The sequence below is a fragment of the Psychrobacillus sp. NPDC093180 genome, from assembly GCF_044754065.1.
Taxonomy (GTDB): Bacteria; Bacillota; Bacilli; order Bacillales_A; family Planococcaceae; genus Psychrobacillus.
Genome location: NZ_JBIVOJ010000007.1, coordinates 63,650 through 75,987, shown reverse-complemented (window position 1 = coordinate 75,987; position 12,338 = coordinate 63,650). Strand labels below are relative to the sequence as shown.

Here is a 12,338-nt window from a genome sequence, read left to right as displayed (position 1 = left end):
TTTCCTCCTATTTATCGTTGTATAACCATTATTCCTTTTCAGCCTTGTTTTCAAACTTCCATTTTTGGATTTTTCCCTGGTTTGATCAAGGTGTAAATAATGCCTCCAAAAATAAGTAGTATACCGATCGTCTGTAAAATCGAAGGACGGAAATTTAAAATAAGTGTATCAAGTAAAATAGCAACAACTGGATCAACAAAAACTAAAGCGGATATAACCACAGTGGATAGTTTGCGAAGACTATCAAAAAATAAGTAATAAACAAATCCTGTATGTATCAAGCCAGTTCCTAATATATAAAGCCAATTGAATCCACTTAAATCATAAAACACATCAAAATTCACGATTGGAAGTAATAACAAAATTCCTATTGATGTTTGTACAAAGGTCATAGCATACGCACTTAAAGCCTTAATCCCCTTCCCAAATAACATCGTCAACGCATAGCAAAGCGCTGACAACAAAGCCCACACAAAGCCTGAGCCCATGAAATCTGTTAAGGAAGTGAAATTTTGAATACCAATAATAAATATACTTCCAAGAAAACATACGATAATTGCTAATAAGGATGTAAATGTCAACTTTTCTTTTAGAAACAAACTCCCTAATATTAAAACAAATATGGGAGCCAAATTATAAATAGAGATAGCTACCGTAATGGACATTTCCTCAAATGCTTTAAATAAAAATACCCAGTTTAATACTAAGAAAACACCGCAAATAAGCGTTTGTATCACTTCACTTTTCTTCCAAGCCTCCACTTTGTGTTGTCCTGTGATGAACCAACAGAAGCCTAGAAAAAGCGTAGCGCAAATACATCGCACAAAAACCAATTCTACTGCTGGTATACCAGTTTTGCCGGTAAAAAATCCGATTGAACCGAATATTGCCATTGATAGTGTCATCTTGAACATTGCTGCTCCGTTCATAACGTGCTCCCTTCCTCCTTGATCAGCTTTTTACGTTTAATCCATCTATAATAGCTGGTGCTCCTGTGCTTTTTGTACAGCTTCCATCCTTGATTCAACGCCTAGTTTGGAAAAAATTTTCGTTAATTGGTGCTCAACTGTTCGCTGACTCATAATTAAGTTTCTAGCTATGATTTTATTCGTATAACCTTTTTCTATTTCCCTTAAAATCGCTTGTTCTTTTTCTGTTAAACGTATATTCACTAAAGGTGTTTCTTGATCCTGAACACTGGTAGGAACCTCGATTCTTCTAAGCTGACGAAGTAAACATAATGGAACGACTACCTCTTCTCTTAAAGCACATCTAATAGCTGTAATAATTTGATCTCCAGTTGCTGTTTTACTTAAAAAACCAGAAACTTTCGCTTCCATCAACAAATTGTAGTGAATCTCTATGTCAAAACCGGTATAAATGAGAATAATCGACTCTGGTTCTTTTTCTCTGATCATTTTCATCAAATCTAATCCGTTCAGTTCCGGCATATATAAATCAATTAAATATACGTGGTAAGTCGTTTGTTCCAAGTGTTCCATTACCTCTATACTGTTAGTCAATACAGTAACATTCATATCCTGTTGTTGGTTTATAATAACCTTTGTTCCTTCACTTACTGCAGGATGATCATCCACTATTAACACTTCAATCACTTCATTTCGCCTCCGTTTCAATCTCAATTCTGATTTTCATCCCTTGACCTTTAGATGATATTATTTCGATATTTCCATCGATACTTCTAATTCGTTCTTTTATCCCTACGAGTCCCATGGAGCTAAAGGAATATCCCTCATTTGTCAGATCAACCCCTACCCCATCGTCTTCATACTGTAATATGATTGACCGATCGACTTGATAAAAGTCAATATTTACTTCTGTTGCGTTAGAATGTTTCATTGCATTTGTAAGCAATTCTTGGAATATACGATAGAATATCAGCTCTTCCTCTTTGCTAGGTTGAATGTTTTCACCTATGGATACATAAAGAAGAAAGTTACAACGCAGTTTAGTTTGGCGGATCAACCTATGTAAAGATACCTTTAATCCTTGTTCACTTAGTAAGGGAGGTCGGAGTTCCATACACGTTTCTCTAATGAGGTGCACATTATCTAACATCTGTTCTTTCATCTCGTTCAATTTATCTTTTATCGCTTGATCATCAACTATTTTGTACATACTATCCATCTCTCTTAACAGCTGCAATTGTTCCTGTAATATCGAATCATGCAAATCATTAGATAGATTTGCCCTCTCTTTTTCCGAAAGTGCAAACAATAGTTTCGATAACCATTTAGGAGACTCATTTGTTTCTTGCAATTTTAGTTCATCAATTTGTTCCACTAATCCTTCTATAAGCTTCATATTTTCTACAACTACATTTGCAAAGTAAGCCATCATTTCAATCCAAATTTTCTCATCATTTTTTAATTTCATGCCTGTTTTTTTCTCATCACATAAAATAAGTTTCTTAACATGAATGTCACTACCTACAACTACGGCAAAACCCTTTAAAAAAGTAAATATATTTCCTATCGATTCATACTCCCAATCGACTGCTTCTAGTTTCAAGAGATCCATGAAAGTTTCTGATGATTGAGAATGTACTTTCCATACACTTGAGGATTCTTGTTGATGCATTTCTATAAAAATTGCACTTTTTACATTCAACGTGTTTTCCATCTCACTTAATATCCGATTAATAACAATCTGTACTTTGTTTGCATCTTTTGTTTTTTGAAAAAAAGTGTACATATTCGTTTGTAAATTTCCTCTAACCGAAAACATATACTTTCTATTTCTATAATCGATCCGTTCTTTTATATATAAAAAGAGAATGTTGCCGACAAAAAGCATTATAAATATCAAAAAAACTTCTTCCACAGATATATTTTCCACTAAAAAAATACTAATTATTCCACAAATGAGAGCCGAGAATGGAAATGCAAGTACAGTATAATATTTAAAGCGACTCAAAATGTAGTCGATGTCAAACAGCCTCTCTGTTAATTGTAAATAGATGAAGCTAATAGGAATGAATAATAAAAACATTACGGCTATTTCGGCATTCATAATAGGTGCTGAAAAAAGTACTGCTGGAATTGCATATAAAAATGTAAATGGAATAAAAGCTAATACAAATAGGAATACAAGTAGTTTCACAGCTTGACTTCCTGGTTTATCTCTATACTGAGAGTAGTTTTTGATAAATAAAGCGATAATAAGAATGAGCAGTAAGCTAAATATCCCCAATTCCAACATTGTACGAGTATTCTTCCATGTAGGAACGAACAAAGTAACTAAGTTTGCTACAAATACAAATAATGGAAGGATAAATAATTTTCGTAGACTAGATTGACTGATAAACGTAATTTCAAATCTTTCTAAGAAAATCTTTAAAAACTGGATATAAAAAACAAGACAGCCTACAAGCGTTACTCCGTTAACTACTCGTCCCACTATATCCCCTCGACTCGAAGCTCCCGCACTTCCATATGCCAAGGCAATGCATAGTAAAAACTGGATTAAAACGAGCGCAGATAGTTCTTTCTTCTGTTTGCGGTATATATAGAGTGCAACGTATATAGTTAATAATAAATAGACGAGTGGAAAGAGTAAATGTGAGAAAAGCTGCTTTGTTTCAGATACATAAGAAACAGAGAAGGTTTTCTCTTCACCGTTCTTACCTATTAAAGTAAAATTTTCTGCTGCCCTAATTAACTGTTCTTTTGTAACTTGATTGTTGTGTTCCGGGCAATCACCATCTATCTTTAATAATATATCCCCTGTCTCTATATCTTGGTTATATGCCCAACCATCCTCATGTAGTTCGTCGACTACCCAATTTCCATTTTCGTTTTTAACGCCAAAACCAACAAGTGGTGATTGGATTGTAATATACGATGCATAAAACATGAAAATAAGTACTGTCACTACTGGAATTAGTATTTTTTTATCTAAATGTCTCATTGTTTGTTCTTATTCCCCCTATTGTATTGTCATCCCCCAATAAACAATACGCATTGGCTAATACCGATAAAGAATGCCACATGTTGAATTGGTGAGTCTTCTGCTATTTCTAAGTGGATTAAAAATTCTTCTTCTACATCTGCTTTCCATCTCGCAATTTCTTTGTCATTCCAGATGTATCGTGACCAGCCTTCCATTTCTTTCTGTATGCTTATTTGCATATCACCATTTGTAATGATTAAATCTGGAATTAACTCTTTCCATTTATCATAAGCAACTGTATACTTCTGTTGCTGCAAATAGTCGTAAGCTTCATAATAGACCCTGCCTTTTCTCGTCACCTTCTTGCACGTAAATACGAGTTGGTTCTCCAGGTCATATACATCATATTGTAAAAAATATCGATAATCCATTAGCTTATCTATATATTTTTTTATCCCGTTCGAGTAATGCCTTTGAAATTTGTAGGCAAGGATACTTTCTTCATTATATACCGGTGTAATTGGTGTTGTTTCAAGGGAAATTGGTTGTGCATATGTATATTTGTACATGTTTAGTTCTCCTTTTTCTTTAACCATAACACAAATAGAACCCCCTTTAGATAGTAAATTCTAAAGGAGGTTTCCTCTTGGATAATTTAATATGTCTTCCAAAACTTTTCAAATGGAATGAGCAGGGATCATCTTGTATTTAATTATTTAATGATCAAATAGAAAACTCAAGATTTATAAAAAGAACGCGGTTTTTCATCTGCGCTGATGAGGACATGTTTTACAATACTTCTTGCTATGTTAAATGTGAATAGCAACAAGTACTTCTTCTAACTTCATTTTCTTGCTCTTTGCGATAATATCTGTTTAATGGATTTACATCATAATCCCCAAATAAATGGCCCGGAGCTTTATTCATGATAAATTGAAAATCTTCCTTTGACCGATTGACTATCTCTATTGGTACCTCTTCCGTTAAAACCGTTCCATACAGCCAGTATATGTAAACCGCTATATTTTCCCATAGAATTAGTTTTGACAATTTCGTTGTTTGTGAAAGAAGATTGAGTAAAGGAGATATATGCTCTTTAAATAAAGCTTCTATACAATACGATTGCCACTCATCCCTATCACCATGTAATGTTTCCGAATCCAAATGATGAAAGTGGAAACTTGGCAACCAAAGTTTATCATGATCATCTGTTTCTAATGATATATTTTTATAAGAAACGTTTAGCTTTTCATTCCATGCTGTCATTGCATACAAATATATAACCGATAAGAATGAATAGCGTTTCACAAATAAAGATGCCGCAACTTTAGTGTTAGAAGCTCCAATATGAGTACAAAGAATGTCTAAATAATTACTTATAGATTGTTCCTCTAGAATTTCACTAATTTCTATAGAAAGGGAAGAATGTATTCTTTCAGTTGTAAGACGCAGCTTTCGGAGCTTATCTAATTTAGAATCCAATCACAACACTACTTCCTTTAAAATACATCTACCTTTTCCAAAAGGAATACATAAAGGTGTTCCAAATAGGGGGTCCATTGTAATCTGACAGTCCATACCAAATACATCCTTCACTAAAGGACAACTTACAATATGCTCTGGTTTCCCTTGTGCGTATATTTTGCGATCTTTTATCGCAACTATATTATCCGCATAGCGGCATGCTAAGTTTAAATCATGCAATACCATTACAATAGTTCTTTGCTCTTTTTCATTTAATTCATATAGCAAATCTAGTATTTCAATTTGGTGTGTCATATCTAAATAAGTTGTAGGCTCATCCAAAAGAATAACATCTGTATCTTGCGCTAAAGTCATCGCAATCCAAGCCCTCTGACGTTGCCCCCCAGATAGCGAATCTACCGGACGATCCTTTAAATCTTCAATCGCAGTAGCTTTCAAAGCATTTGTTACTTCTTCCTCGTCTTTCTCGGTCCATTGCTTTAACCACGTTTGATACGGGTATCTCCCCTGCTTTACTAGTTGGAGAACGGTAAGTCCCTCTGGAGCAATAGGAGATTGCGGAAGAATAGACATTTGTTTTGCAACATCCTTTGTAGACATTTTGGCAATTGCATTTCCTTCTAACAAAACCGCTCCGTTTTTTGGTTTTAATAATCGAGCAATAGAACGAAGAAGTGTCGACTTTCCGCAACCATTTCCACCAATAAAAACAGTAATTTCACCTTTAGGAATTTGAAGATCTAATTCATTAATAATAATGCTATCCCCATACGAAAGGGTTAAGTTTTTTGTCTCAATCGCTGTCTTCATTTCAGTCACTCCTTTTTCCCAAAATTTCTATATGAATCATCTATGCGTTACGCGTTTTAAACAGTAAATAAATAAAATACGGTGCTCCTATTCCCGCAGTAAATACGCCCGCTGGGATTTCTAAAGGAGAAAACATTGTTCTACCGATTAGATCCGCTAGCATAACTAATATAGCACCAATGAAAGCAGACACAGGTAATAATGCTCCAAACGAAGAACCAACTAATCTTCTTGCCATATGAGGGGCCATTAAACCGACAAATCCAATACCGCCTGCAAATGCAACAGATCCTCCGACAAGTGCCGTACTAATCAATAACAATAAAAAACGGTGACGCTGTATATGCCCCCCGACACCAGTCGCAATATCTTCTCCAAGTTCTAAAATATTTATATTCTTTACCATAAAAAAGGCAATTACAATAAAAATTATAGTCCATGGCACTAATATTGCTACATTACTCCAGCTTGATCCATATACAGTGCCTGTAATCCAAATATTAGCCTGACTCGCTCTATATATAGGACCCATGATCATCATTAAAGTCGTTAAAGCTTGCATAAGAGCAGAAATACCGATACCTATTAAAACAATCCTTATAGGTGATACTCCATTTTTCCATGCTAGGAAATAAACGAGCATGGCAATAATGGTTGCCCCAGCAAATGCAGCTAAAGGCATCCATTTTATGCTCACTGTCAAAGCATTGTTCTGGTCACTAAAAAATGCTAAAAAACTTACTACTGCAACGGAAGCTCCACCTGTAAGCCCTAGAACATCGGGTGACGCTAAGGGGTTACGAATGATCCCTTGGAGTATCCCTCCCGCAACCGCTAGAGCCATCCCTACTATTAGTGCAACGATAATCCTTGGTAAACGAAACGACTGAACGACAAGTGTCTCCATTTCTGTTCCTCCACCAAAAAACACTTTTAGAACAGCTAGTGGGCTTAATTTCATATCACCCATTCCTGTACTTAAAACGAAAATAGCTCCTGCTACTATCATCAAAACTATTAAGACAATCGTTGCTTTTTTATCTAAGAGAAAGGATACTCTTCCTTTCATCGGTCTAAAATTTTTATATTGACTCATCGTGCATTAAACCCCCTTCTTGCAATGTAGATAAAGAATGGAGTTCCGATAATAGCAGTCATTACACCAACAGGAACTTCCTGTGGCATGATGATATATCTTGCCATTATATCTGCTACAAGCAAAAGAATGGCTCCTAAAATACCAGCAAAAGGGATGAGCCAACGGTGATCTATTCCAACGATAGATCTTGTTACGTGTGGAATAACAATGCCAATAAAACCGATTGGACCTGCAATCGCTACAGAACCTCCTGCTAGCAGGACGACAATGATAGCAACCATTATTTTTAAAAATCCTGTATTCAAACCTAAACCTTTTGCAACATCCTCTCCCATAGAAAAAACGTTCATCTTGGAAGAGATGATAAGCGATCCTAACCAACCAATTATCAAATAAGGTAAGACATTAGTTAAAATCTCCATTTTCCTTCCTTCTACAGACCCCGCTAGCCAAAACAAAACTTGCTCGAAGGCAGCCTCATTAATAACTAGAAAGCCTTGGGTAAATGAAGCAAACATTGCCGAAATTGCTGCACCAGCTAATGTTAATTTCATTGGTGTTAACCCTTCTCTACCCGTAGAACCGATTGTATATACAGCGATCACAGTGACAGTTGCCCCTAAAAAGGAAATCCACGTAAATGCTTGAAGATTCCCTACAGAGAATAATGTGACAGCTAAGACTACTGCGAACCCTGCTCCTGCATTTACACCAAAAATTCCAGGTGATGCAAGTGGGTTTTTAGTTAAAGTTTGCATAAGAACTCCAGAAATAGCTAAACTGCCTCCAACGGCTGCCGCAATTAATGCCCTTGGCAATCTTACAGTTTCTATTATTATATGTTCGTTTGAACCGTTATTATTTTGAAAAGCGTCCAAGACCATTCTCCACGTTGTATCCGTATATCCGTAAACAATACTTGCACACATTAATAGTAGAAATAAAAAAATGGCAATGAAAAGTCCAATTAACCTTTGTCCATTATTTTTTAACAACATTACAAAAACCCTTCCAATAACTTATTAGTAAAGAATTTTACACACTTTAGTCTATTCGATGTTAAATACACTGTCAATGAGTCTGAAAATCATTTTCAATTACATATTGACATGTTCATAGGATGGTTTTATTATAAAAAATGTAATGAAAATGATTATCATTAGCAATATACATAGGGGGAACCATAAGATGAAATCTTTTAAATTCATATTCACCCTTATTTCCATCATGAGCATCTTGTTATTAGCTGCATGTGGAAATACGGACGAAAAAGCAGACAAAGAACAAGATACAGGAAATAAAACAGAAGGCTCGAGCTATACAATTGAACACGCAATGGGGTCAACTACTATTGATAAAACACCTGAAAGGGTAGTAATACTTTCAAACGAGGGAACGGAAGCACTTCTTGCATTAGGAGTAACACCTGTAGGTGCTGTTCAATCGTGGCTAGGTGATCCTTGGTATGACCATATTTCAGATAAAATGAAGGATGTAGAAGTGGTAGGCACGGAATCAGAAGTAAATTTAGAAAAAATTGCAGCACTAAAACCAGATTTAATCATTGGTACAAAAATACGCCAAGAAGCTATCTATGATCAATTAAACGCTATTGCTCCAACCGTTTTTTCTGAGACATTAAGAGGCGACTGGGAAGATAACTTCACATTATACTCAAAAGCTCTGAACCTAGAAGAACAAGGAAATGAAGTATTAAGTCAATTTGATGCACACGTAGAAAAAGTAAAACAAAGCCTGGGCGATAAAGTCAATCAAGAAATATCGGTTGTTCGTTTCATGGCAGGAAAATCACGTATTTACTATACGGATTCCTTCTCGGGGGTTATTTTCGATAAATTAGGCTTTCAACGTACTGCACCACAAGCTGAGCTATTCGAAGCAGATACCAAACTAGGCAACCTTGCAATCGAAGTTGGAAAAGAAGTAATTCCTAAAATGGACGGAGATGTTCTATTCTTCTTCACATATGCACCACAAGGTGACCAAGCTGCTCTGGACACAGCAAAAGAATGGACAAATGATCCTCTTTGGAAAAATCTAAGTGCTGTAAAGAGCGGAAACGTTCACGAAGTTAGTGATGCTGTATGGAATACAGCAGGTGGAGTTTTAGCTGCTAATTTAATGTTAGATGAAATTGAAGCTATTTTTGAAAGTAAATAATTTATCATAAAAGGCATCCTTTCCTCAATGTTTTGAGGAAAGGATGCCTTTTGCAATTAATGTATAGAGGATACAAAAACTATCTTCCGCAACACCCTCCACGCTTAGTGTTTTTAATTACTTTTTTTCCATCTGTTGTAGTGTTTACTATTGTAGGGCTTTGGGTTGCGTTTGTAGAGGATTTCTTTATATATTGAATACTCGCCTTATTTTTTTTCAATTTATTCACCTCCATCGCTATGGTGTAGTATATTAAAACTAGCAAATAAAGGTAGGGCAAATATTATGTCTCTATTAAAAAAAGGCATTCATAATATGTTGGGGATAAAATGTGGTAGCACTTTGCTTCCGGAGGTTCTGACTTAAATGAAACAATTAGCATTTTAACGTCAGGATCAGGATGGTTTATAATATCATGACTAGAAGGTATCGGTGAAGTAGTTGGATGTGAATGATAAATAGCTATTACATTTTCTTTCCGTTCTGCAATTTGCGCAAGCGTTTTTGACACTGCCGTTTCTGAGACAAAAAAACGTCTATCCGATTTTAGTTCATTTTCTAATACCCAAAATGAATTCACTTTTCCATTGTTACCAGCAAGTAGACCACACGATTCATATGGAAGATGATCACGTGCATGGTCTATTACTTCTTTTAAAAGAAATTCTGTAATGCGTACTTGGTTCATTTACACTTTAACCTTTCTTCTGGAAAAAGTTTAAAAATGCAAATATATCTCTATTTTTTGTTTTGCTTTCTGTCTGTTCTTTTACTGTGGATTCTTCTACTACTTCATTTATCGGCTCAATTGTATTCTCTAATATCGTCTCTGCTTCATCCTCTACTATTAGTTCAGCCTTATCTTCTGTCACCCTATCAACTGTATCCCCTACTACTATTTCAACTGTATCTTCTTCCACTAGCTCGGTTTCATCCTCTACTATTATATTAACTTTATCTTCCGCTTCCGTTTCAGCTGTAACTTCTACTACCTGCTCGATTTTCTCTTCAACTATTAGTTCAGATTTATTTTCTTGCTCTTCAATCGTTGCTTCGTTTTGTACTATATCAAATGATTTCATATTAGTTGTATTTTCTTCCGGCTGAGTATCGTACGTTGTGAAGGAAATAGAAGGACTTATATTTCCTTTTAGTGGTATCGCTTGTTTCAATACGACTCTATTTAATGTGTTCGTTGGTTTCGTATGAAAACTTCTAGACTGACCCTGACTTTTCTTGGAAGAATTACCGCCTATAGATGGGAAACTTCTTCGTCCGATAGATTTGTTAACCATGCTTATGTTTACTATAGGCTCGGGATCGGCCGAAATTTCTTGGACATCGTTTGCATTATGGAAAAAGTTTCTTAGTTGTTTGTAAGAAAGCGGAAGAGTCGGTGTTGGAATCGGAGAAGCTATTGTTTCTGTATAATTGATTGTCGTTTCAGCCTCATTCTCATCATTTTCATTGGCTATATTTATTGAATCATGTAAATCAACTAGGGTATTAATACTTTCAATAAGGTCGTTCACTTCCTCTGATTTTAATAAATCCATAATTACCGAAATATCCTGGCTCAACACCTCTACAGTTTGATTTATAGATTCTATCTGAACTGAAATGTTTTTCACTCGTTCGCCATATTCTTCTTTTTTAATGTTTTCTGTTTCATCTTTTACTTCTACTGGATTTCCAGCCTTCAAGGAATTTAAAGTGTCTCTATAAATAGCTATTTTCTGTTTCAGGTTTTCGATGTCTTGAGCGGAGTATAGCTTAGAATCTTCCATTACTTTCACCCCTTTGCGGTATATGACTATACTATTAATGACGTTTGCTTTGCGTGACAAATTTTAACGGCTAGGCTTAAGCAATTCGCTCTGGCGAATCTGCCCTAATACTTTCCGGAAACTTTGCTTCCATAGTAAGAAGTGTATCGAAGTAAATCACCAAGATTCAGATGTAAATACATTTACCAAATAATCATTTAAACAGTCAATTTTATTAATGCTCTAATAAGCACTTTACCTATACGCTTGAGCACTAACTCCATATGATACTTGTGTAAGCAAAAAAATAATGGAGGTTTTCGCAAATATGCAAGCAAAAAATTTAAGTGGTGGTCAAGAACTTATATGTATAAATGTCGATAAGGTCTATGACTGGATTGTAAAAGAAAGATCGTTTGATTTTGTATTGCCAACAGGAAATATCGTATTTACACCAACAGCTGGAGTACCTACAGGACCTGCTCCAACAACTCTTACTGGTGCGATTGTTACATGTGAAGTGACTCCCGATCCGGTTAACCCTATAATTATCGTAGATCGTGAGGATCGTCCATTTGTTATTGATGGAACACCTGTTACGCTACAACAACTCAATATCCGTAAGAACTTTGTGATCAGACTTTGTATCACTTTAGCAGATGGAACGGTGTTGACTAGTGCACCTTCAGTTGTAGGAGGTACAAATGCAAGTCTTCTAATTTCTCGTTGTGAAGTAGTAACTATGTGTGCTCCTGAAGGAACGGATGTTGAAATTACGTACACAGATCTAGACTGCTTCATTTGTACACCTGGAGTACTAACAGTAGGAACTGCAGCTACACCAGGTATTCCTGCTGGTTCAATCAATATCGCGGGGTTAACTCTCTCCATCGTAACTTGCCAAAGCATCCAATCTACATTCCCTGTAACGGTTGAATTCTTAGCTGAGTTCTGTGAACCAAGAGAAGAATTAGCAACTGAATGCCCTGCACCTATTCGTCCTCTACAATGCCCTGTTATTTTTCCTTAATGTGGACGATGGTGATAATGGATAAGAACCAAACATATTATGAAGAGAGGATATT

12 protein-coding genes are annotated in these 12,338 nt (G+C 35.6%); 2 read left to right on the top strand and 10 right to left on the bottom strand.

Translation table 11 applies throughout. The features are described 5' to 3' along the window. Positions 1-50: 50 nt before the first annotated feature. From ACIP9W_RS11835 to ACIP9W_RS11800, 8 genes are all read right to left on the bottom strand, one after another. A complete protein-coding gene (locus ACIP9W_RS11835) occupies positions 51-929 on the bottom strand; it encodes a DMT family transporter (RefSeq protein WP_400789525.1) in 879 nt (292 codons plus the stop codon). Positions 930-974: 45 nt separating this feature from the next. After that, entirely contained in the window at positions 975-1,616 is a 642-nt protein-coding gene (locus ACIP9W_RS11830) for a response regulator (protein WP_400789522.1), read from the bottom strand. 1 nt (position 1,617) lies between these two features. Next, a complete protein-coding gene (locus ACIP9W_RS11825) occupies positions 1,618-3,930 on the bottom strand; it encodes an ATP-binding protein (protein ID WP_400789520.1) in 2,313 nt (770 codons plus the stop codon). 29 nt (positions 3,931-3,959) lie between these two features. Further along, entirely contained in the window at positions 3,960-4,481 is a 522-nt protein-coding gene (locus ACIP9W_RS11820; protein WP_400789517.1) for a tubby C-terminal domain-like protein, read from the bottom strand. Between the two features lie 235 nt (positions 4,482-4,716). Then, entirely contained in the window at positions 4,717-5,394 is a 678-nt protein-coding gene (locus tag ACIP9W_RS11815; protein WP_400789514.1) for an IucA/IucC family C-terminal-domain containing protein, read from the bottom strand. Then, a complete protein-coding gene (locus tag ACIP9W_RS11810) occupies positions 5,395-6,207 on the bottom strand; it encodes an ABC transporter ATP-binding protein (RefSeq protein WP_400789512.1) in 813 nt (270 codons plus the stop codon). It lies immediately after the preceding gene. Positions 6,208-6,247: 40 nt separating this feature from the next. Beyond that, the gene (locus tag ACIP9W_RS11805) at positions 6,248-7,303 is read right to left on the bottom strand and encodes a FecCD family ABC transporter permease (protein ID WP_282241009.1); all 1,056 of its coding nucleotides are present in this window, start codon (positions 7,301-7,303) and stop codon (positions 6,248-6,250) included. After that, positions 7,300-8,304, bottom strand: coding sequence for a FecCD family ABC transporter permease (locus ACIP9W_RS11800; protein ID WP_400789510.1), 1,005 nt, complete (start codon positions 8,302-8,304; stop codon positions 7,300-7,302). Before ACIP9W_RS11800 ends, ACIP9W_RS11805 begins: the two co-directional genes overlap by 4 nt. Before the next feature lie 190 nt (positions 8,305-8,494). On the opposite strand from ACIP9W_RS11800, the gene ACIP9W_RS11795 reads away from it, so the two are divergent. Continuing rightward, the gene (locus tag ACIP9W_RS11795) at positions 8,495-9,487 is read left to right on the top strand and encodes an ABC transporter substrate-binding protein (RefSeq protein ID WP_400789507.1); all 993 of its coding nucleotides are present in this window, start codon (positions 8,495-8,497) and stop codon (positions 9,485-9,487) included. A 283-nt stretch (positions 9,488-9,770) separates the two neighbouring features. On the opposite strand, the gene ACIP9W_RS11790 is transcribed toward ACIP9W_RS11795, so the two are convergent. Both ACIP9W_RS11790 and ACIP9W_RS11785 read right to left on the bottom strand, forming a co-directional pair. After that, a complete protein-coding gene (locus ACIP9W_RS11790; RefSeq protein ID WP_400789505.1) occupies positions 9,771-10,175 on the bottom strand; it encodes a M67 family metallopeptidase in 405 nt (134 codons plus the stop codon). Positions 10,176-10,182: 7 nt separating this feature from the next. Then, positions 10,183-11,274: a hypothetical protein gene (locus ACIP9W_RS11785; protein ID WP_400789502.1), complete on the bottom strand. Its 1,092-nt coding sequence runs from the start codon at positions 11,272-11,274 to the stop codon at positions 10,183-10,185. Between the two features lie 307 nt (positions 11,275-11,581). On the opposite strand from ACIP9W_RS11785, the gene ACIP9W_RS11780 reads away from it, so the two are divergent. Next, positions 11,582-12,283 (top strand): BMQ_0737 family morphogenetic spore coat protein, encoded by a 702-nt coding sequence (locus ACIP9W_RS11780; RefSeq protein WP_400789500.1) that lies wholly within the window; start codon positions 11,582-11,584, stop codon positions 12,281-12,283. Positions 12,284-12,338 lie beyond the last annotated feature (55 nt).

What these genes read in the sequence shown, in the direction of transcription:
- ACIP9W_RS11835 (WP_400789525.1), bottom strand. Translation starts at nt 929, where the DNA reads ATGAACGGAGCAGCAATGTTCAAGATGACACTATCAATGGCAATATTC.
- ACIP9W_RS11795 (WP_400789507.1), top strand. Translation starts at nt 8,495, where the DNA reads ATGAAATCTTTTAAATTCATATTCACCCTTATTTCCATCATGAGCATC.
- ACIP9W_RS11810 (WP_400789512.1), bottom strand. Translation starts at nt 6,207, where the DNA reads ATGAAGACAGCGATTGAGACAAAAAACTTAACCCTTTCGTATGGGGAT.
- ACIP9W_RS11805 (WP_282241009.1), bottom strand. Translation starts at nt 7,303, where the DNA reads ATGAGTCAATATAAAAATTTTAGACCGATGAAAGGAAGAGTATCCTTT.
- ACIP9W_RS11790 (WP_400789505.1), bottom strand. Translation starts at nt 10,175, where the DNA reads ATGAACCAAGTACGCATTACAGAATTTCTTTTAAAAGAAGTAATAGAC.
- ACIP9W_RS11820 (WP_400789517.1), bottom strand. Translation starts at nt 4,481, where the DNA reads ATGTACAAATATACATATGCACAACCAATTTCCCTTGAAACAACACCA.
- ACIP9W_RS11800 (WP_400789510.1), bottom strand. Translation starts at nt 8,304, where the DNA reads ATGTTGTTAAAAAATAATGGACAAAGGTTAATTGGACTTTTCATTGCC.
- ACIP9W_RS11825 (WP_400789520.1), bottom strand. Translation starts at nt 3,930, where the DNA reads ATGAGACATTTAGATAAAAAAATACTAATTCCAGTAGTGACAGTACTT.
- ACIP9W_RS11780 (WP_400789500.1), top strand. Translation starts at nt 11,582, where the DNA reads ATGCAAGCAAAAAATTTAAGTGGTGGTCAAGAACTTATATGTATAAAT.
- ACIP9W_RS11785 (WP_400789502.1), bottom strand. Translation starts at nt 11,274, where the DNA reads ATGGAAGATTCTAAGCTATACTCCGCTCAAGACATCGAAAACCTGAAA.